This is a genomic window from Mangrovimonas sp. TPBH4 (assembly GCF_001280505.1).
Taxonomy (GTDB): domain Bacteria; phylum Bacteroidota; class Bacteroidia; order Flavobacteriales; family Flavobacteriaceae; genus Mangrovimonas_A.
The window spans coordinates 155,540-176,850 of record NZ_LBIO01000049.1 but is presented as its reverse complement, the minus strand read 5'-3'; the positions used below and the strand labels follow the sequence as shown (position 1 = coordinate 176,850).

The window sequence follows — 21,311 nt, the reverse complement described above, 5'->3', positions numbered from 1 at the left end:
CATGAAATCATTAATAGCAAGTTTGGGAATTATTTGCACGCTTACTGCTACGGCACAAGAAGCGGTAAACCTATTCCCCTTAAATCAAGTTTCTGTGACTTCCGGTGTATTTAAGGAAGCCGCAGAAACTGATTTTAATTATATACAACAGTTAAACCCAGATAGATTGCTGTCGCCATTTCTTAGGGAAGCAGGTTTGGAGCCTAAAGCGCCATCTTATACCAATTGGGAAAATACAGGATTGGATGGCCATACCTTCGGGCATTATTTGTCGGCTTTGTCCATGTATTACGCCTCCACAAATGACGCAAAAGCCAACGAATTGATAGATTATGTGCTGTTCGAATTGCACAATGTACAACAGGCAAACGGCAATGGGTACATTGGTGGAATCCCAGGCAGTAAAGCCCTATGGTCCGAAATTGAAAATGGACACATCAATGCAGGAAGTTTCAGTTTGAACGATAAATGGGTCCCACTTTATAACATCCATAAAACCTTTGCAGGCTTAAAGGATGCTTGGGTATATGCCCAAAAACCTCAAGCCAAAACCATGTTGATAGATTTGACCGATTGGTTTATTGGAGTTACCAAAAACCTATCTGAGGCGCAGGTACAAGATGTGTTGCGTTCCGAACATGGGGGATTGAATGAAGTTTTCGCAGAGCTGTACCACATTACAGGGGAAACAAAATATTTGCAGTTGGCAAAGCGCTTTTCAGAAAAAGCCTTGTTAGAGCCACTGGCAGAAAACAAAGATATTTTAACAGGCATGCATGCCAATACGCAGATTCCAAAATTTATAGGGTTCGAGCGTATTTCACAGTTAGATCATGACGCTACTTACCATGATGCAGCTTTCAACTTTTACAACAATGTTACTAAGGAGCGCACTCTAAGCATAGGCGGGAACAGTGTTCGGGAACATTTTAACCCAATCGATGATTTTAGCGATGTGCTAAGTAGTCAAGAGGGACCTGAGACCTGTAACACCTACAATATGCTAAAGTTGAGCAAGCTTTTGTTTGAGGATACCGCCAACGAAGCGTATATCGATTTTTACGAACGAGGTCTTTACAATCATATTTTGTCCTCTCAAAATCCTAAGGGAGGTTTTGTGTATTTCACACCAATGCGTCCGGGGCATTACCGCGTGTACTCGCAACCGGAAACCAGTTTTTGGTGTTGTGTGGGCTCTGGAATGGAAAATCATACTAAATACAATGAACTGATTTATGCCAAAACCGAAGATACACTTTACGTGAATCTTTTCATGCCTTCCAAAGTAAATTGGGAAGCGCAACAGGCTAACATTACACAAGAAACCAACTTTCCGGAGGAAGGTTCTACAACTTTGCTTTGGGAGAGTAAAAAAGCAAGAAAAGCTACCTTGATGTTGCGATATCCGCAATGGGTGGCAGCTGGAGCTTTAAAGATTTCGGTGAATGGAAAATCTATGGAGGTTGAAGGAACTCCTGGTTCTTATATTCCAATTTATAGAAAATGGAAATCAGGTGACCGCATCACCATGGAATTGCCGATGCATTTAAGTTTGGAGCAAATCCCTGATCAGTCAGGTTATGTGTCTGTAAAATATGGGCCTATTGTATTGGCTGCGGTAACGGGAGAGGACCATCAAGATGGTTTGTTTGCCGATGATAGTCGTGGAGGCCATATTGCCCATGGCCCGTTTTTACCAATGACGGAAGCCCCAATGTTTTTAGCAAAAAAAGGAGAGAATATCCTATCGAAAATAAATCCGGTTCAAGGAAAGCCGCTTCAATTTACAGTGGAAGGCCTTGTTTATCCTGAAGCCTATAAGGATTTGGTTCTTCAGCCATTTTATAAAATCCATGAAAAGCGCTATGCTATTTATTTAAAAAATGAAACACCTGAAGGCCTAGAGCAAATGCAACAGGAGTTGGCTGAAAAGGAGAAAGCCGAAGCCTATTTGCGTTCCATCACTTTGGACTATGTCGCACCTGGAGAACAGCAACCGGAGTCAGATCATGGTTTTAAATCAGAGCGTTCCAATTCTGGAGTGAACCAAAACCGTCACTGGCGCGATGCATCAGGTTGGTTTAGTTACGAGCTGAAAAATAAGGAGGCTGAAGCCAAAGCCTTACGCATCACCTATTTTGGGTTGGACGCTAATAGGAATTTTAAGATTAGTGTGAATGGACAGACTATTGCCAATACTAAACTAACAGGAAATAAAGGCAATACGTTTTTTGAAGTGGATTATGAGCTTCCAGAAAGTCTTGTGAAAGACAACGAACTTTTGGAGGTGCGTTTTCAAGCCGATGAAAATTCGACCACCGCAGGGATTTATGGGGTACGTTTAATGCGTATTTCGGCTTCACAATCAGAGAAGTAAAAAGAAAAATAAAAAATAATTGCTAATAGAGTTCAATGAAAATTGTCCCTCACTGCTAGAAATAGCATTTTGAAAAAGACCATATGAAATCAGAAAATCAAAAATTAAGCCTACTAGAAAAAATTGGATATGGCTCTGGAGACGCAGCGGTAAACGTTGTGATATCTTCCATGTTCCTTATCATTACCTTCTTTTATACCGATGTGTTTGGGTTGAAGCCTAAGGACATGGCCTTATTGTTTTTATTGGTACGATTAATTGATGCCGTTACCGACCCTTTAATGGGATTGATCACCGATAAGTTTACGACTAAATGGGGACGCTACAGGCATTACTTTTTGTTCTTGGCGGTACCTTTTGGGATTTCGGTGTTTCTAACCTTTACAACACCTGATTTTGATTATGCTGGTAAAATGATCTATGCCTACATCACGTACATATTTGTGACGATTATGTTTACTTCGGTAACAATTCCGTATATCTCTTTAATTGGGGTATTGACCAGTGACCCTCAGGAACGTTTGTCGGCTAATGGTTACCGATTGTTCTTTGCAAAGGTTGCGGCCTTCTTGGTGTCTATCGTCGTGCCTATTTTGGCGGAGAAGTTTGGAAAAGACGATTTGGGTAGAGGCTATCAATTGGCCATGGGGTTAATGGCGCTGTTGGGAACCCTTTTGTTCTTGTTTAGCTTCTTTACCACTAGAGAACGTGTAGAACATGTGGTAGAAGACAAACCTTTGAAAGAGCAGTTTCAGATACTGTTGAAAAATGGTCAGTGGACGCTTTTATTTGGAGTATGTTTCTTCGGTACTGTGGGGTATGTAATCCGTAATTCAGTAGCCATTTTTTATGCTAAATATTTCCTGGGTGGTGATGCTAGTGTGCAATCGTCATTTATGGCAACAGGTGTCGCGGCGGCGATTTTGGCAATGCCAGCTTCTACGTTTATCACAAAAAAATACTGTAAAGTAAAATTATTTAAATGGTCCCAAATTGCGGTGGGGGTGATTAGTCTTATTATGCTATTGGTAGTACAGCCAGGGAACCTTGTAATGGCTTATGTACTGTATTTCATCTTGTCTTTTGTAGTCGATTTACATGCACCTGTATTTTGGTCGGCTATTGCAGAAGCAGTGGATTATGGGCATGCCGAATCTGGTAAACGTGTATCTGGTTTGGCCTTTGGAGGAATTTCCTTCGCTCAAAAATTAGGAATGGGAATCGCCGGAGCTGCGGTAGGGTATATGTTGGATTTCTTCGAATATGTACCAAAAGCAGAATCTCAAACGGAATTCGCCCTTTGGGGAATCGCCTTGATGCTGACGGTAATTCCAGGAATCTTCCATGTCATTATGGGAGGTATGATGTTCCGCTATAAAATCACCGATTCATATTACGAAACAATTAAAAAGAAATTAAATATATAACAATGAAGATGGAGAGTTCTGAAAAAAATGCTCCGATTGTAGAACAACGTGCCGACCCGTTTATCTATAAGCACACGGATGGTTATTACTATTTTACGGGGTCTGTGCCAACCTATGATCGTATTGAACTTAGAAGAGCGAAAACTATTGCTGAATTGCAGAATGCAGAAACCTTTGATGTTTGGTTCAAGCATGAAAGTGGACCAATGAGCCGTCATATTTGGGCGCCTGAGGTTCATTATTTGGATGGGAAATGGTATGTGTATTTTGCGGCCAGTGAAGAAGAGGATATCTGGGCATTGCGACCTTATGTTTTGGAATGTACAGGTCAAGACCCTCTTAAGGATGAATGGATTGAATTGGGGATGATGCAAGCGGCTGATTGTGACGAGAAATCATTCATCGACTTTTCATTGGATGGTACCGTGTTTGAAAATAATGGTAAGCGTTATTTCTGTTGGGCTGAAAAAACAGGAGGTCAATTTGCGGCGTCCAATTTGTATTTGGCAGAAATGGAATCGCCAATCAAACTTAAAACAACGCAGTTCATGCTGACCACGCCAGATTACGATTGGGAGCGTATTGGCTTTTGGGTGAACGAAGGACCAGCGGTTTTAAAGCACAACGGTAAAATATTTATCACCTTTTCGGCTAGTGCTACTGGCGCCTGTTATTGTATGGGTTATATGGAAGCCGATGAAACTGCTGATTTATTGGATAGAAATTCATGGACCAAAACCAGATACCCGGTATTGGAAACCAATTACGACAAGAAAATTTTTGGTCCCGGACATAATTGCTTTACCGTGGCAGAAGATGATACAACGCCGCTGTGCATCTATCACGCCAGGGATTATGAAAATGCCGTTGGCGATCCTACAGTGGTTCCGAAAACTGATACGAGACCTTTGGAGGAGATTGTTGCTGATCCATTATATGATCCAAACCGACATGCTAGAATGTTGGAGGTGAGTTATGACGACAATGGAAAGCCGCTTTTTGAATTGTATTAAATTTTGACTTTTGGTTGAATAGTGTCACTAGGATGAACGATTACCATCCATGGTTGGCATAAAATTTATTGAATTTTGATGCATAAATTATTTGCAAGCTTTTAAATGAAAAAAACAGTTTTAAAACCAGTAGTTTTTGTTGCCTTGGCAACTTGTAATTTCTTTGGATGCAAGGAGGTAGTAGAGGATAGGTCTATTCTCGAATCAAATATTGCTTCAAAGGAAATTACACAACTAGTGGTGGATTTAAATGATACAGGTGTCAAAATTCAACCTACGATGTACGGTATCTTTTTTGAGGACATCAACTTTGCTGCCGATGGAGGCCTTTATGCCGAAATGGTAAAAAACCGGTCGTTTGAGTTTTTAAATCCAAAAATGGGCTGGAAGGAGCCTAATAGTAATACACATAGTCATAATACGGAATCAGGGTATTTAAGTCCTGTAAAATATACAGGTGAAAATGCTAATCAAACCTATGCTCGTGTTGAGGTAAAAGGGCCAAAATACGAATTGCTCAATGAAGGGTTTAGAGGTATGGGGATTAAAAAGGATGCCCAATACAACCTGACTTTAGATGCAAAAAAGGTAAGTGGGGATATTCAAAAAATTCGGTTTCAGTTTATAGATTCACTAAACCAAGTTTTAGGAGAATCTGTCATTGCGGCAAAAGGAACTTCTTGGACAAATTATGAAGGACAATTAATGGCCAATCAAACCCAAATGAACGCCCAGCTTAAAATCACTTTTGAAGGTACTGGGGTTATTGATTTGGATATGATATCCTTATTTCCCGAAGATACTTGGAAAGGTAGAAAGAAAGGATTACGAAAGGATATCGTTGAGTTGTTGGATGGCTTAAATCCTGGATTTTTAAGGTTTCCTGGCGGCTGTATTGTTGAAGGAAGAACTTTGGAACGACGCTACCAATGGAAAAAAACTGTAGGAGATATAGAGGATAGAGAAATTTTGGTGAACCGTTGGAATACTGAGTTTGCGCATAAACCAGCTCCAGATTATTACCAAAGTTTCGGTGTTGGCTTTTTTGAATATTTCCAGCTATCGGAAGATTTAGGTGCTGAGCCACTTCCTATTTTGAGTTGCGGAATTGCTTGTCAGTTTAACACAGGTGAGTTGGTTCCTATAGATGGTTTGGACCCTTATGTTCAAGATGCTTTGGATTTAATAGAATTTGCCAACGGAAGTACTTCTACAACTTGGGGAAAACTACGTTCCGACATGGGGCACCCTGAGCCTTTCAACTTAAAATATTTAGGGGTAGGGAATGAGCAATGGGGCCCCGCTTATATTGAGCGTTACAAGGTGTTTCATAAGGCTATAAAAGCTAAATATCCTGAGATTATCATAGTATCTGGTAGTGGACCATTTCCAGATGGAGACCAATTTGAATATGGTTGGGAGGAACTCAAGAAAATGAATGCCGAGATTGTAGATGAGCATTATTATCGTTCTCCAGAATGGTTTTTGGAAAACGCCAACAGATATGACAGTTATGACCGAAATGGCCCAAAAGTCTTTGCTGGAGAGTATGCCGCACATCCCAAAGACGTGGAAGACGGTCCTAAAGAGAATAATTGGTTGGCAGCACTTTCTGAAGCGGCATTCATGACAGGATTGGAACGCAATGCCGATGTGGTGCAATTAACATCTTATGCTCCTTTGATGGCGCATATTGATGCATTTCAATGGGCTCCAGATATGATTTGGTTTAACAATTTGGAAACTTATGGAACGCCCAATTATTATGTGCAAAAGCTGTATGCCAATAATCCTGGAACAGATTTGTTAAAAATTACCAAGGATGGGCAACCACTAATTGGCCAAGAACAATTGTATGCTTCGGTGGTAAAGGATGTCAACACAAATGAGCTGATAGTGAAATTGGTGAATACAGCAGAAGAGGGGAAGCGTATTTCTCTAAATATGGGTGACGCTACTTTAGAAGAAAAAGGAACTGTGATTGTTCTTCAAAATGAGGATAGAACACAAAGTAATTCCTTTAAATCACCAAAATCAATAAGCCCAAAAATTGATGAAATTGAATTGAAGAACGGGCAACTTGAAATAGAATTAGAGCCTAGTTCTTTGAATGTGTTAAAACTAAAATTTAAAAGTGTATAAAATACACTTATTTTAATGTAAAGCGTATCTTTGTATACAAACAACTAAACAAGTTAAGATGAAAACATATGTTATAGGATTAGATTATGGATCGGATTCTGTTCGTGCGGTCTTGATTGATACACAAAACGGGGCCGAATTGGCTTCAGAAGTATTTTGGTATCCACGATGGAAGGAACAAAAATATTGTAATGCAGGAATTAATCAGTTTAGGCAGCACCCTTTGGATCATATAGAAGGGTTGGAACATACCATTACTTCTGTAATGCAGCAAAGTGACGTGAAGCCAGAAGCTGTAGTTGGAATTTGTATCGATACTACAGGGTCGTCACCTATGCCTTTAACAGCCGAGGGAACGCCATTGGCATTGGTTGATGGGTTCGCAGAAAATCCAAATGCCATGATGGTACTTTGGAAAGATCATACCTCTGTTAACGAAGCCAACGAAATTAATGAATTGGCCAGAACTTGGGGAGGTGAAGACTATACCAAATTTGAAGGAGGTATTTACTCTTCTGAATGGTTCTGGGCAAAAATATTACATATCGCCAGAGAAGATAAGGCAGTAAAAGAGCAGGCTTACACTTGGATGGAGCATTGTGACTATATCACTTACTTACTGGCCGATAACAAAGATTTAAATACGTTTAAAAGAAGCCGTTGTGCCGCAGGGCATAAAGCGATGTGGCATGAGAGTTGGGGAGGATTGCCTGCTAAGGAATTCTTAGGGCAATTGGATCCATATTTAGCCGATTTAAAAGATAATTTATATACAGAAACCTTTACGTCCGACGATATTGCTGGTCACCTTAATGAAGAGTGGGCCGCTAAATTAGGTCTGTCAACTAAAACAGTAATTGCTGTGGGTACTTTCGATGCACACTCTGGTGCGGTGGGAGCTAAGGTTGACAATAATGCGTTGGTACGCGTTATGGGAACCTCTACTTGCGATATCATGGTATCACCTCGTGAAGTGATTGGGGATAACTGTGTAAAAGGAATTTGTGGACAAGTAGATGGTTCGGTAATTCCAGGCATGATTGGTTTGGAAGCTGGTCAGTCTGCTTTTGGGGATGTGTTGGCTTGGTTCAAAGATGTGTTGTCTTGGCCTATAGATAATTTGGTCATGACTTCAAAAATGTTGAACGATGAGCAAAAACAATCCCTAAAGGATGAAATTGAAGCTAAGTTCATTCGTACTTTAGCAGAACAGGCGGAGAGAATTCCAATTTCAGAAGCCATTCCAATTGCATTGGATTGGGTAAACGGAAGAAGAACTCCAGATGCCAACCAAGAGTTGAAAAGTGCCATCTCTGGAATTTCCTTGGGAACAAAAGCGCCTCATATCTTCAAGGCTTTGGTGAATTCTATTTGTTTTGGTTCCAAAATGATCGTGGATCGTTTTGAGAGCGAAGGCGTAAAAATAGAATCTGTTATCGGAATTGGAGGCGTGGCAAGAAAGTCGCCTTTCATCATGCAAACTTTGGCCAACGTTTTGAATATGCCTATTAAAGTGGCCGAATCAGACCAAGCACCAGCTTTGGGGGCTGCCATTTATGCTGCTGTAGCTGCAGGTTTATATCCAAACGTAATTGAAGCTAGTAAAGTCATGGGAAGTGACTTTGAAGCAGAATATTTCCCGCAAACAGAACAAGTGAAGGTGTATGCCAATTATATGGAGGCCTACAAAACATTGGCGACCTTTGTTGAAACTAACATTAAATCCAAAAAGTAATGAGTTCTAAGTACAAATCTTTAAAAGAAGAATGTTACGAGGCAAACATGCAATTGAATGCCTTGAACCTTGTAGTGTACACTTTCGGGAATGTAAGTGCTGTAGACAGAGCCAATGGCGTATTTGCCATTAAGCCAAGCGGGGTGCCGTATGAAATTTTGAAGCCTGAAGATATTGTGATCTTGGATTACGACAACAATATTGTGGAAGGAACAATGAGACCTTCTTCCGATACCAAAACACATTCCTTCTTGTATAAAAATTGGGATGACATCGGTGGCATTGCCCATACACATGCTACCTATTCGGTGTCATGGGCACAGGCGCAAAGAGACATTCCTATTTTTGGAACCACCCACGCCGATCATTTAACAGCCGATATTCCTTGTGCACCACCTATGAGCGACGACCTTATTGAAGGGAATTATGAGCACAACACGGGAATTCAAATTTTGAACTGTTTCAAGGATAAGAACATTTCGCATAAAGAAGTGGAAATGGTACTTATTGGAAACCATGGTCCATTTACTTGGGGTAAAGATGCTGCAAAGGCAGTGTATAACAGTAAGGTTCTGGAAGTGGTGGCAGAAATGGCCTATTTAACACTTCAAATCAACCCAAGCGCACCAAGATTAAAAGATTCATTAATAAAAAAACACTACGAGCGTAAGCACGGTAAAAATGCCTATTACGGTCAATAATTAATACACACAATTATGATTGATATATCACAAAAGGAAGTTTGGTTCATTACAGGGAGCCAACATCTATATGGGCCAGAAACATTGGAGCAAGTGGCCAAAAACTCTTCGGAAATTGTTGAAGCCTTAAATGCATCCCAACAAATTCCTGTAAAAGTAGTTTTCAAGCCAACGGTAAAGACTACTGAAGAAATTTACGAAACTTTAACCGCAGCTAATCAAGAGGCGAACTGTATCGGGATCATTACTTGGATGCACACGTTTTCACCTGCTAAAATGTGGATTCGTGGGTTAACTGCCCTTCAAAAACCTTTGTGTCACTTACATACGCAATTCAATAGAGACATTCCTTGGGATTCCATCGATATGGATTTTATGAACTTAAACCAAGCGGCCCACGGTGACCGTGAGTTTGGATTTATGGTGAGCAGATTACGTAAAAATAGAAAAGTAGTTGTTGGACACTGGTCTCAAGAATCTGTACAAAAGAAAATTGGAGATTGGACACGTGTCGCTGCAGGATGGGACGATTGGCAAGGTGCTAAGTTTGCTCGTTTTGGAGACAATATGCGTTTTGTTGCCGTAACCGATGGAGATAAAGTAGAGGCTGAAACCAAATTTGGTTTTTCAGTGAATACCTATGCTGTTGGTGATTTAGTAGAAGTTATCAATGGAGTGTCTGACGAGGCTATTGCTGAATTGGTTAAGGAATATGAAAGTTCTTATAACATGGCTGATTCCTTATTGGAAGGCGGAGAGAACAGACAGTCTTTAATTGAAGCGGCTCGCATTGAATTAGGACTTGAGAAGTTCTTGGTTGATGGAGGGTTTAAAGGCTTCACCGATACGTTTGAAGATTTACATGGCATGGTTCAATTGCCAGGTATCGCTGTACAACGTTTGATGCAAAAGGGATATTCTTTTGCAGGAGAAGGTGACTGGAAAACGGCTGCTTTGGTACGTGCTATGAAGGTTATGGGAGCTGGATTGGAAGGTGGAAATGCCTTTATGGAAGATTACACCTATCACTTAGACCCTAAAGAACCTAGAATTTTAGGATCGCACATGTTGGAAGTTGATCCGGTTTTGGCGGCTTCAAAACCTTCTTGTGAAGTACATCCTTTAGGAATTGGAGGAAAAGCAGATCCTGTACGTTTGGTATTTAATGGTAGAGCTGGAGATTCTTTGGTTGCTGGTTTAATGGACTTTGGAAACCGTTTCAGATTGTTGATCAACAAAACAGTTGGAGAAGAAGTAAAAGAAGCCTTGCCTAAATTGCCGGTAGCAAGAATTATGTGGAAACCACTACCTGATTTCGAAACTGCATGTACTGCTTGGATTTTGGGAGGTGGAGCACACCACACTTGTTACAGTGAAAATGTATCGGTTGAGCAATTGGAAGATTTTGCCGAAATTGCGGGCATAGAATCTTTGGTGATTGATGAACACACAACCATCAGGGATTTTAAAAATACCATACATACCAATGAGGCCTACTATAGATAATAGTAGGTTAGGACTAACTAAAATTAATTAAACATGAAGATTCTAAAACGTTCCTTGTTTTATGCACTAATGTTGCTGTTAACCTTGAGTAATATTCAGTGTAAAAAAGACAAAAAGGAAGAATCAGAAACAACAATTCCAGTGAAAGAGAAATTAACAATTGATAAGGAACTATTTGGCACGATGCCAGATGGTCAAGAGGTGGAGAAATTCACCTTGAAGAACCATAACGGGGTAGAAATGCAGGTAATAACTTATGGCGGAAGGATTACTTCCCTTAAAGTACCTAATAAGCAAGGAGCGTTTGAGAATGTCATACTTGGGTTTGATAAGTTAGAGGATTACTTGGCTGACAACCCATTCTTTGGTGCGTTGATTGGGCGTTACGGAAACCGAATTGCTAAAGGAAAATTTACTTTGGAAGACAAGGAATATGCCTTGGCAATCAACGATGGCCCTAATCATTTGCACGGTGGTGTAGACGGTTATGATCGTGTAGTTTGGAAAGCTGAAGCTATCGAAGGCGAAGAGGATTCAACCTTAAGATTGAATTATTTGAGCAAAGATGGCGAAGAAGGTTATCCAGGAGATTTGAACGTGACCGTAACGTATGTGTTGACCAAAGACAATGAGTTGAAGGTTTCATATAAAGCCACTACCAACAAAACTACGGTGGTGAATTTAACCCAGCACAGTTATTTTAACTTATCGGGAGATTTTTCAAAATCTATTTTAGACCATGAAGTAGTATTGGATGCCGATGCATTTTTACCAGTAGATGCTACCTTGATTCCAACAGGGGAAATCGGAAGCGTGGAAGGAACACCATTCGATTTCAGAACTGTAAAAACTATTGGAAGAGATATTGAAGCTGATAATGAGCAATTGATTTTAGGAAAAGGTTACGATCATTGTTGGATATTGAACGGAGAAGCAGGAAGCTTAAGAAAAGTAGGTTCTGCTTTTGATGCTACAAGCGGGCGTTTTATGGAAGTATTTACAGATCAACCTGGAATGCAATTCTACACCGGAAACTTTTTGGATGGCACATTGCCTATGCCAAATGGGGGTACTTATGGTCAAAGAACAGGATTTTGTTTAGAAACACAACATTATCCAGATTCTCCAAATCAACCAGAGTTTCCTTCTACGGTTTTACAACCAAAAGAAACGTATACAACAACGACCATTTATAAATTTTCAACTAAATAATTAAGAGCAGATGAAGACTTTAGATACTTTAGATTGGATTTTTATTGGGGTATATTTTCTGGTGTTGGTAGGAATTGCCGTTTGGATCATCAGAAAAAAACAAAATAATACAGAAGACTATTTCCTTGCAGGAAGAAATGTGGGATGGTTTGTGGTTGGAGCCTCTATTTTTGCCTCCAATATCGGGTCAGAGCACGTTGTGGGATTGGCAGGAGCCGGAGCCGGAAACAAATTGCCAATGCTTATTTACGAGATTCAGGCCTGGGTGGTATTGATTCTCGGTTGGGTATTCTTGCCCTTTTATGCCAGAAGTGGTGTGTTTACCATGCCTGAGTTCTTGGAAAAACGTTTTGATGCACGTTCACGTTGGATCTTGTCCATTTTCTCTATTGCAGCCTATGTACTTACCAAAATTTCGGTAACCATTTACGCAGGAGGTGTGGTAGTGTCTGCTTTATTGGGAATTGATTTCTGGACGGGAGCTTTGGCTACGGTAATCTTAACAGGATTGTATACGGTTGTAGGTGGAATGCGTGCTGTAGTTTACACTGAAACCTTGCAAGCTATCGTCTTGGTGATTGGTGCTGCGGCATTGACCTTTATTGGTTTGGACCACGTAGGTGGTTGGGAGAGTATGGCCGAAACGGTATCTCCTGAGTACTTGAACATGTGGAGACCAGCTACAGATCCTGATTTCCCTTGGCCAACCTTGTTTATTACAAGTACCATTGTAGGGATTTGGTATTGGTGTACCGACCAATATATTGTACAAAGAACCTTGACAGCTAAAAACATTAAGGAAGGTAGACGAGGAACTATTTTTGGAGCTTTATTGAAGCTACTTCCTGTATTCTTGTTCTTGGTTCCTGGGATTATAGCTTTAGCATTAAAAATGAGAGGAGAGTTACATTGGGATAGTCCAGACCAGGCATTTCCTGTATTGATGAGTAACTTGTTGCCTTCTGGTTTAAGAGGATTGGTAGCAGCAGGTCTTTTAGCAGCATTGATGAGTTCTTTGGCATCGGTGTTCAATTCCTGTTCTACTTTGTTTACGGTGGATATCTATAAGAAATTAAGACCGAATACACCTGAAAAGAAATTAGTGAAAACAGGACAAATTGCAACGGTATTTATCGTAATTATCGGAATTATTTGGATTCCTATTATGGCCAACATTTCTGGGGTATTATATGAATATCTACAGAGTGTACAGTCCTATATCGCGCCTCCAATTACGGCGGTATTCTTACTGGGAATCTTCTCAAAGAGAATCAACGGAACGGGAGCTTATGTTACTTTAGTTGTAGGATTGATAGTAGCAGCCATTAGAATTGTACTGGAATTGGTAAAAGGTTCTATGGATCCAAATGGGGTATTATTCTTCTTAGGTAATATGAACTTCTTGACCTTTGGTGCATGGTTCTTCTTATTCTGTGTATTATTAATCATCACAGTAAGTTTCTTGACCAAAGCACCTTCAGAAGAAAAAGTGGCCAACCTTACGTTCTCTACAATTTCTGAAGAAGAAAAAGCAAACAATAAAAATAGTTATAGCTGGGTGGATATTGCCATATCAATCTTAGTTGTGGTTATTGTTGTTGGAGTGATGATATTCTTTAATGGAAAATAATCCATAAAATATGATATAAAAAAAGCGGGCCAAAGCCCGCTTTTTTTATATGTGATGATGAGATTAAAACTTCATTACAAACCCACCATAAGGTTGTACTTCTACAGTTTTTACAGTAGCAGCATTTACAGGTTCCAATACAAATTTATCGTCTTCATCTGCAATCATGGTTCCGTTACCTTCACCAATAAAGGAAAGATCCATTTCTAAAGTTTTGGCTTTGTCTTCACCATTGATACCTACTACATACCAATTGCCATTGTGTTTTCTGGCCATTACCACATCTTTTCCAGGAAAACCTGATACAAACTTACTGCTGTCCCAATTTACAGGTATATCTTTTAAAAAATCTACGATATAGTCTGGTTGCTTTTTCATGCCTTCAGGGATTTCTGCCATATGTTGTACCCCAGAAGTAAACAGAATAGGCAATGCCAACTCAAAAGTGTTCGTGGTTTTTCTGTTGATGTTGGTAATAGAATCCAATACCATTGGGGTAAAGTCCATTGGGTCAAACACATTTCTGGTAAAAGGTAACATGGTACAGTGGTTAGGCTGTAAATCGGCGTTTTTTTGCTCGAAGGTTATAAATTCTTCTCCCATAATAGATTCCATCGTCATTAAGTGAGGATAGGTGCGTTGCCAACCTCTAGGCAGTGTACAACCGTGGAAGTTTACCAAAAGCTTGTATTGAGCGGCATCTTTAAGAATGTCGTGGTAATACGCAATCATGGATTGGCCGTCCCCTCCAAAGAAATCAATCTTAACACCAGAAACTCCTAAATCCACCAATTTTTGAAATTCAACTGTACGGTTGTCATGAGTAAGTAACTTGCTTTTTGGTGTGTACGGCGTCTCATTCCAATCTCCTGATGAATTGTACCAAACCAATATTTTAACACCTTTAGAATTGGCATATTCGGCTAATTCCTTGATTTTTTCGTTGCCTATTTTTTGATCCCAATTCACATCGATAAGGCAGTAAGGCCAGTTCATAGAGGCTGAATAATCGATGAATTTTTTGGTAGTTTCATAGGTGATAAAATCATCTTTCAACAAAACCCAGCTCCAAGAGGCAAGTCCTCCTTTTATAAAGGACGTGTCCATATCCATGGCAGGCTTGGCAAGGTCGGTTCCCAAAGTACTTTCGGTAACCGTAGCAAGATCACCAATGGCGAGGATGCGCCAAGGTGTTTCCCAAGGTAATTTGGATTCTGGGTTGAGGGCACCGCCTGGGAAGAACTCTTCCTTTTGTGGAAATACCACCTGCAGCGACTTTTTATCGTCCTTATATTGTAAATGAGTTCCGCAGTAATTTGGTTCCAAAGCAGTCTCAGAAATCAATACCCAAGTATTATTGCTGTTGAAAAGCGCAGGGTATACCCAGCCTTCACCAATCTCCGATTTGGTGTTGATATCTACATTTTGATAGTAGTGTTCTTCGTAGGAAGGATTGGTGCTGCTCCAGCCAGTTTTTGCTTTGGACATAGGTTGTACCCAAGCTTTGGCTGACGTTGGGAAGTTGTAAGTAGTCAGTTCTTCTGTGATTTTTTTGATGTCTTCAGATGTATTTGGGAACACATATTTAAAGGCAATCCCATCATCTGAAAGGTTGAAGACAATCTGCATAGGTTGTCCATTTTCGTTTTCAAGGTCAACGGTGTATTGGTTGGCCTCATAACTCATGTGTTTTTGCTTGCCGTGAAGCATGCTATACTTATCCGAAACTTTTTTTGCTTCAGAAATGCCTTTTAAAGTCATGTTGTTAAAAAAGTTGGCATCCTCGCGTACAAGTCCTAAACTTGAAGAGTCAATCACTAATTCGGTCTTGTCATAAACTAGGTAATAAGGCTGTTTGTGAGTATTCAGTCCAACTTCAACAGATAAGGTATTTGAGGGGTTGGATAATAATTTTAGCGTTTCCTTTTTGGAACAGGACACGCTTATAATTGCAATAAGTAGTAGGGTTAATTTTTTCATTTTAAATGTTAATTAGACACTTTAAAAGTACTAAATATCTATGGTTTTTAGAGTGGATTTTAGACAGGAAAGAGGCTGGTTTTTGCAACTGTTTGTGACAGAGAAGGTTTGTTAAAAATATAATGCTGTCAATTTCAGAAATTCATTGCTTTTTGGTAATTTAACTATCTATTAATTAATTATTTAATCCGTAAAAAGACTATGAGACATTTTAAAAAATTAATGGTATTCCTTTTTGTAGGGAATTTTGCGTTGACACTGTCCGCACAATCTAGTAAAGACCAAAAAATAATCGAGGAAGCCGATAAGGCTGTTGCAACCTTATTGGAAGTCAATCCGGGATTACGGGAGTATTTCGATAAATCGGCTGGTTGTGTGGTGTTTCCCAATGTAGGGAAAGGAGGACTTATTATTGGGGGAGCTTCCGGTAATGGTGTACTTTATGAATATGGCCATAAAAAAGGTATGGCAAGTGTGAAGGAAATAAGTGTGGGTGCCCAAATTGGTGGGCAGGCCTTGATAGAGGTGATCTTTTTTGAAACCAAAGAAGAAGTTGATAAGTTCAAGGAAAGTAAATTTGAATTCGACGCCGGTATTTCAGCAACAGCTTTGAAAGAAGGCAAAAGTTTGGATGTTAAATACAAGGATGGTGTAGCGGTGTTTACCCATACGAAAGGAGGTTTGATGGCCGAAGTGTCTGTTGGAGGGCAAAAATTTAAATACGAACCATTCTAAAAATAGAATATTCAAGACGTTATAAAAGGCCTTTTAAAAAGGTCTTTTTTTTGTACGTTATTTGGACAACTTAATTGCAATATCAGGGAGCTTCTTCAAAACTCTTTCGTACATTAGTTGTTTCAAATTCTTACCATGCTTAAAAGAGAAAATGATGTTTTTCAGCTCCTTTTTGAATCTGTTTCCGAAGGGGTAGTTGTTGTAAATCAAAATCATACCATAGTTGCTACCAACTCTTCTGCCGAGCGGATGTTTGGGTACGAGCATGACGAGCTTTTGCAGCAACCTTTATCTATCTTAATTCCCAAGAAGAATCAAGACGGTCATGAAAAAAAAGTGAGCATGTTCATTTCCGAAGATCGATCCCGCCAAATGGGCAAAGGTTTGGATTTGTTTGCACTGCGAAAGGATGGTGAGCTCTTCCCTGTAGAAATTGGTTTGAACATTGTTGAGCTTCAGGGGGAAAAGATTGTGATGGCTATTATCAGTGATATTTCCATTAGAAAACAACACGAAAAGGAAATCCTGGATTTGAATGCCGAATTGGAGCAAAAGGTGGTTAAAAGAACCCAAGCCTTGAGTGAGTCTGTGGAAGAACTCAAAGAGTTGAACATGGAGCTTAGGAAGGAAAATGAGAAGCGCCTTGAAGCAGAGCGCAAGGTGAAAAAGGCCCTTAAAAAAGAAAAGGAACTCAACGATTTAAAGACTAAATTCCTGTCCTTGGTGTCTCATGAATTCAAAACTCCTCTTAGTGGTATTTTAACTTCTACCATGCTTTTGGGCAAATATAAATTGGCCGAACAACAGGAAAAACGCGATAAGCAAATAGGCAACATTACCAATAAGGTACATTACCTCAATAACATTCTTACAGACTTCCTTTCCATCGAAAAGTTGGAAACCGGGAATATCAGCTATCAAGTAAGTACTTTTAAATTGAGTAAAGTTGTCAACGAGGTGGTTTATGATGCCAATATGCTGTTGAAAGAAGGGCAAAACATTATTTACCCAGAAGATATTGATGATATTAGTTTGACCCAAGATGAGAAAATTGTAGAATTGGGGTTATCCAATTTGGTGCGTAACGCGATCAAATATTCTCCTGAGAATTCAACCATTAAAATCGTCATCAAGCAAAAGAAGGACAATACTATATTTAAGGTGATTGATGAAGGTGTTGGAATTCCCAAAAAAGACCAGAAAAACATATTCAAACGTTATTTTAGGGCAGAAAACGTGCTTTTGGTAGAAGGGACAGGAATTGGGCTAAATATTGTAAAAAGTCACTTGAAAAATTTAGGAGGGAACCTTACCTTTGACAGCCGAGAAAATCAAGGGACTACTTTTGTAATGTCTATCCCAAATAAAATAAAATATGAAGAAAATACTGTTGATTGAAGATGATACCATGCTTAGGGAAAATACCGCCGAATTACTGGAACTTTCAGGGTATACGGTTAATACGGCTCCTAATGGTAAACAGGCAATTGAACACATAAAGGACGACCTTCCAAACATTGTGATATGCGATATTATGATGCCAGAACTTGATGGTTATGGCGTTTTGGAAGCTTTGTCTAAAGACGAGGAAACAAAGTATATTCCCTTCATATTTTTATCGGCCAAAACCGAGCGTAAAGACGTTAGAAGAGGGATGGAATTGGGAGCCGATGATTATATCCCCAAGCCGTTCCAGGAAGACGAACTTATCAATGCCATTGAAAGTAGATTGGCAAAATCCGAAATTTTAAAGGACCAAAGGGTTGCTCCTGTCATAACCGAAGCGGAAACCAATGAGGACGAATTGGAAACCCTGAACGACCTTAAAAACTTTTTTGATGACAATGGAGAAGTGCTATGTTTTCAAAAAGGGGATACTATTTATGAAGAAGGACAAAACTCCAATTACATTTATTTAATAACCAAGGGCTCTGTAAAAAGTCACAAGTTGGACGAGCTTGGCAAAGATCTTACAACGTCGCTGTATAACGAAGATGATCTGTTTGGCTATGCCTCCTTCTCACAGGATAGACCGTACCAGGAAACAGCAACGGCCATAGTGGATACCGAGGTGGCTTGCATTTCAAAGAAGACTTTAAAAGATTTATTGGACCACAACCATAAAATAGCCTTGGAATTAATGCAGTTGCTCACCAACGATATTTTAGGAATTAAGGATCAGCTTTTGCAAATGGCCTATAGTTCTGTAAATAAAAAGACCGCTTCTACCATTATTAAATTTGCCGAAAAACTCAATCACGATACCAATAAGGCCATTACAATTTCCCGTAGTGATTTGGCCAGTGTGGCGGGTATCGCCCCGGAAACTTTAATTAGAACGCTTTCCAATTTTAAGAAGCAAGGTATTATTGAAATTAAAGGTAAAAACATTCGCATCCTAGATCTGGAAAGGCTTCAGGACATGCACTAGTATTGGTTTCATTAATTGGTATGATTTAAATCATATTTTTGAAAGCACTTTCAAATTACTTTTGTGTAAGAAAGTGTGAACAATGAAAAATATACTATTACCAACAGATTTTTCAGAAAATTCATTGAACTCCATAAGATACGCCCTTAAGTTTTATGAAGGGGAGGCTTGTGAGTTCTATTTGCTGCATATAATTGTGTTGAAAAATGGTATGTCCAATTTGTCGGATACGGAGCTTTCCAAAATCCAGGAAGAAACCCTTGCAAAGTTGGAGCAATTGCAACAAACTTTGGAACAAGAGTTGCCGGAAGGGCATCATTTTAAATTTCACATTTTGACGGACTATAACTTTTTTGTGGAATCCATTAGGAGTCAAGTCAAAAAACTCAAAATAGATGTTATAGTTATTGGCACCAAAGGCGCCAATGAATTTAAGAACGCAGGGATAGGAACTCATACCCATGAAATAATTACCAAGGTAAAGTGTAATGCATTGGTAGTGCCAGAACATGCCAAGTTTAAGGATTGTAAGGAAATTGTGTTTCCTACAGATTTTTCCATGATTTACCATGATGATACCTTGAAGTCTATTGAAGCTATATTAAAGCGTTTCGATACCAATTTTAGAGTGTTGCATGTGTGCAAAAAAGACAGCGAATTGTTCCCAGATCAAGTGAAAAATAAAACCTACTTGGAGGCTTTTTTGAGATATTTCCATCATAGTTTTAACTTCTTCAATGATAAAAAGCTAGAAGCAGCTATACAATGTTTTGTGGAAGATCAGGGGGTAGATCTAATTGCCTTGGTAGCAAAAAATCTAAATTATATGCAACGCTTGTTGTTTCAACCAAGCGTTAAGAAACTAACCTATTTAACGAATATTCCTTTTTTGGTGTTCCACGAACACCGGCCAACCAAATAGCTTTTCTATAGCGTGAAAACCAATCGTCTCCCTTGGAGATGGTTGGTTTTTAAACTGATATATGTCATATGCAAATGATGGCATACATTTTATTTTTGGCAAAAATTATAGTGTAAATGAATTGTAACCTAGTCAATAAATATAACGTTCCTGGACCTAGATATACCAGTTACCCAACGGTTCCGTTTTGGGATGTAGATTCTTTTTCTTTGGAACAATGGAAAGCCTCCCTAAAAACATCCTTTGTTGAGAGTAAGGAAGAAGGTATTAGTCTTTATATTCACCTTCCTTATTGTGAAAGCTTATGTACCTTTTGTGGTTGCAACAAGCGCATTACCAAACGGCATGAGGTAGAAAAACCATATATAGACTATGTGCTGCGCGAATGGGATTTGTATTGTGAAATTTTGCCAGAAAAGCCAAGCATTAAGGAATTGCATTTAGGAGGTGGAACCCCTACGTTTTTCTCTCCAGAACATTTAAGTGAACTTATTCAGGGTATTCTAAAAAAGGCTGATTTGGCCAAAGGTTACGAGTTCAGTTTTGAAGGACACCCTAATAATACTACAGAAGCACACTTACAGACTTTGTATGATTTGGGCTTCAGAAGAGTGAGTTTTGGAGTTCAAGACTATAATGAAAAGGTGCAAAAGGCCATTCATCGTGTACAACCTTTTGAAAATGTAAAAAGAGTAACAGAAACGGCTAGGGCTATTGGCTATACTTCCGTTGGGCATGATATCATCTTTGGTTTGCCATTCCAGGAAATGGAACATATTGAAACAACCATAGCTTACACCAAAGAATTAAAACCCGACCGTATTGCATTTTATGGCTATGCCCACACGCCCTGGATAAAAGGTAATGGTCAAAGAGGGTTTAACGAACAGGATTTGCCTTCGGCAGAAAGTAGACGCCAACAATACGAAAACGGAAAAGCCTTGTTGGAGCAGGTAGGTTATATGGAGATTGGTATGGACCATTTTGCGTTGCCTACAGATTCTATGTATACTGCCATGAAAACTGACCAGTTGCATAGGAACTTTATGGGCTATACGGCTTCAAAGACCCAAATGATGATTGGTTTGGGAGTTTCGGCTATTGGAGATAGCTGGTATGCCTTTGCCCAAAATGCCAAAGATATTGAGACCTACAAACAATTGATAGATGAAGGATTGATTCCTGTATTTAGAGGTCACATATTAAATGAGGAAGATTTAATCATCAGAAAACATATTTTAGGATTGATGTGTCAATTCAAAACGTCTTGGGAAAATGAGGGGACATACTTTGAGAGTTTGCCAGAAGTGGTTTCGCAACTGGAAGAAATGAAACAAGACGGCCTTATAGAAATAGGGGATCACGCTATTAGGATTACAGAAAAAGGAGTGCCATTTGTACGGAATGTGTGCATGGCTTTTGATGTCAAACTCCAAAAAAGGAGCTCTGGAAAACCTATATTTTCCATGACTATTTAAATGAAAATCGCCTTTGGGCGAT

General features: G+C 39.4%; 15 protein-coding genes. 14 read left to right on the top strand and 1 reads right to left on the bottom strand.

Annotated elements, in window-relative coordinates; all coding sequences use genetic code 11:
* Position 1: 1 nt before the first annotated feature.
* From ZA05_RS09845 to ZA05_RS09805, 9 genes are all read left to right on the top strand, one after another.
* Entirely contained in the window at positions 2-2,377 is a 2,376-nt protein-coding gene (locus ZA05_RS09845) for a glycoside hydrolase family 127 protein (protein WP_053991520.1), read from the top strand.
* Between the two features lie 83 nt (positions 2,378-2,460).
* Complete coding sequence (locus ZA05_RS09840; protein ID WP_053991519.1) at positions 2,461-3,804, top strand: MFS transporter; 1,344 nt, start codon at positions 2,461-2,463, stop codon at positions 3,802-3,804.
* Between the two features lie 2 nt (positions 3,805-3,806).
* Complete coding sequence (locus tag ZA05_RS09835) at positions 3,807-4,817, top strand: glycoside hydrolase family 43 protein (protein WP_053991518.1); 1,011 nt, start codon at positions 3,807-3,809, stop codon at positions 4,815-4,817.
* A 105-nt stretch (positions 4,818-4,922) separates the two neighbouring features.
* A complete protein-coding gene (locus ZA05_RS09830; RefSeq protein ID WP_082333734.1) occupies positions 4,923-6,959 on the top strand; it encodes an alpha-L-arabinofuranosidase C-terminal domain-containing protein in 2,037 nt (678 codons plus the stop codon).
* 58 nt (positions 6,960-7,017) lie between these two features.
* Positions 7,018-8,694 carry a ribulokinase gene (locus ZA05_RS09825; protein WP_053991517.1) on the top strand — a complete coding sequence of 559 codons (1,677 nt, stop codon included), beginning with the start codon at positions 7,018-7,020 and terminating at the stop codon, positions 8,692-8,694.
* Positions 8,694-9,395: an L-ribulose-5-phosphate 4-epimerase gene (locus ZA05_RS09820; RefSeq protein WP_053991516.1), complete on the top strand. Its 702-nt coding sequence runs from the start codon at positions 8,694-8,696 to the stop codon at positions 9,393-9,395. Before ZA05_RS09825 ends, ZA05_RS09820 begins: the two co-directional genes overlap by 1 nt.
* A gap of 15 nt (positions 9,396-9,410) precedes the next feature.
* A complete protein-coding gene (araA, locus tag ZA05_RS09815; RefSeq protein ID WP_053991515.1) occupies positions 9,411-10,901 on the top strand; it encodes an L-arabinose isomerase in 1,491 nt (496 codons plus the stop codon).
* Positions 10,902-10,934: 33 nt separating this feature from the next.
* Complete coding sequence (locus tag ZA05_RS09810) at positions 10,935-12,113, top strand: aldose epimerase family protein (RefSeq protein ID WP_053991514.1); 1,179 nt, start codon at positions 10,935-10,937, stop codon at positions 12,111-12,113.
* Positions 12,114-12,123: 10 nt separating this feature from the next.
* A complete protein-coding gene (locus ZA05_RS09805; RefSeq protein WP_053991513.1) occupies positions 12,124-13,743 on the top strand; it encodes a sodium:solute symporter in 1,620 nt (539 codons plus the stop codon).
* A gap of 63 nt (positions 13,744-13,806) precedes the next feature.
* Here the strand turns inward: ZA05_RS09805 and ZA05_RS09800 are convergent, their stop codons facing one another.
* Complete coding sequence (locus ZA05_RS09800) at positions 13,807-15,723, bottom strand: glycoside hydrolase family 97 protein (protein ID WP_053991512.1); 1,917 nt, start codon at positions 15,721-15,723, stop codon at positions 13,807-13,809.
* 201 nt (positions 15,724-15,924) lie between these two features.
* Between ZA05_RS09800 and ZA05_RS09795 the strand changes: the two genes are divergently transcribed.
* The 5 genes from ZA05_RS09795 to hemN all read left to right on the top strand — a co-directional run bounded on the left by ZA05_RS09795 (position 15,925) and on the right by hemN (position 21,289).
* A complete protein-coding gene (locus tag ZA05_RS09795) occupies positions 15,925-16,458 on the top strand; it encodes a YSC84-related protein (RefSeq protein ID WP_053991511.1) in 534 nt (177 codons plus the stop codon).
* A 135-nt stretch (positions 16,459-16,593) separates the two neighbouring features.
* Positions 16,594-17,856 (top strand): ATP-binding protein, encoded by a 1,263-nt coding sequence (locus ZA05_RS09790; RefSeq protein WP_053991510.1) that lies wholly within the window; start codon positions 16,594-16,596, stop codon positions 17,854-17,856.
* Positions 17,834-18,889, top strand: coding sequence for a response regulator (locus ZA05_RS09785; protein WP_053991509.1), 1,056 nt, complete (start codon positions 17,834-17,836; stop codon positions 18,887-18,889). The genes ZA05_RS09790 and ZA05_RS09785 overlap by 23 nt, the downstream gene beginning before the upstream one ends.
* 82 nt (positions 18,890-18,971) lie before the next feature.
* Positions 18,972-19,811, top strand: a complete 840-nt coding sequence (locus tag ZA05_RS09780; protein WP_053991508.1) for a universal stress protein — start codon at positions 18,972-18,974, stop codon at positions 19,809-19,811.
* A 116-nt stretch (positions 19,812-19,927) separates the two neighbouring features.
* Entirely contained in the window at positions 19,928-21,289 is a 1,362-nt protein-coding gene (hemN, locus tag ZA05_RS09775; protein ID WP_053991507.1) for an oxygen-independent coproporphyrinogen III oxidase, read from the top strand.
* Positions 21,290-21,311: the final 22 nt, after the last annotated feature.

Bases quoted from the DNA above. Each gene is read 5' to 3' on its own strand.
- ZA05_RS09845 (WP_053991520.1), top strand. From the start codon at position 2: ATGAAATCATTAATAGCAAGTTTGGGAATTATTTGCACGCTTACTGCT.
- ZA05_RS09840 (WP_053991519.1), top strand. From the start codon at position 2,461: ATGAAATCAGAAAATCAAAAATTAAGCCTACTAGAAAAAATTGGATAT.
- ZA05_RS09835 (WP_053991518.1), top strand. From the start codon at position 3,807: ATGAAGATGGAGAGTTCTGAAAAAAATGCTCCGATTGTAGAACAACGT.
- ZA05_RS09830 (WP_082333734.1), top strand. From the start codon at position 4,923: ATGAAAAAAACAGTTTTAAAACCAGTAGTTTTTGTTGCCTTGGCAACT.
- ZA05_RS09825 (WP_053991517.1), top strand. From the start codon at position 7,018: ATGAAAACATATGTTATAGGATTAGATTATGGATCGGATTCTGTTCGT.
- ZA05_RS09820 (WP_053991516.1), top strand. From the start codon at position 8,694: ATGAGTTCTAAGTACAAATCTTTAAAAGAAGAATGTTACGAGGCAAAC.
- araA (WP_053991515.1), top strand. From the start codon at position 9,411: ATGATTGATATATCACAAAAGGAAGTTTGGTTCATTACAGGGAGCCAA.
- ZA05_RS09810 (WP_053991514.1), top strand. From the start codon at position 10,935: ATGAAGATTCTAAAACGTTCCTTGTTTTATGCACTAATGTTGCTGTTA.
- ZA05_RS09805 (WP_053991513.1), top strand. From the start codon at position 12,124: ATGAAGACTTTAGATACTTTAGATTGGATTTTTATTGGGGTATATTTT.
- ZA05_RS09800 (WP_053991512.1), bottom strand. From the start codon at position 15,723: ATGAAAAAATTAACCCTACTACTTATTGCAATTATAAGCGTGTCCTGT.
- ZA05_RS09795 (WP_053991511.1), top strand. From the start codon at position 15,925: ATGAGACATTTTAAAAAATTAATGGTATTCCTTTTTGTAGGGAATTTT.
- ZA05_RS09790 (WP_053991510.1), top strand. From the start codon at position 16,594: ATGCTTAAAAGAGAAAATGATGTTTTTCAGCTCCTTTTTGAATCTGTT.
- ZA05_RS09785 (WP_053991509.1), top strand. From the start codon at position 17,834: ATGAAGAAAATACTGTTGATTGAAGATGATACCATGCTTAGGGAAAAT.
- ZA05_RS09780 (WP_053991508.1), top strand. From the start codon at position 18,972: ATGAAAAATATACTATTACCAACAGATTTTTCAGAAAATTCATTGAAC.
- hemN (WP_053991507.1), top strand. From the start codon at position 19,928: ATGAATTGTAACCTAGTCAATAAATATAACGTTCCTGGACCTAGATAT.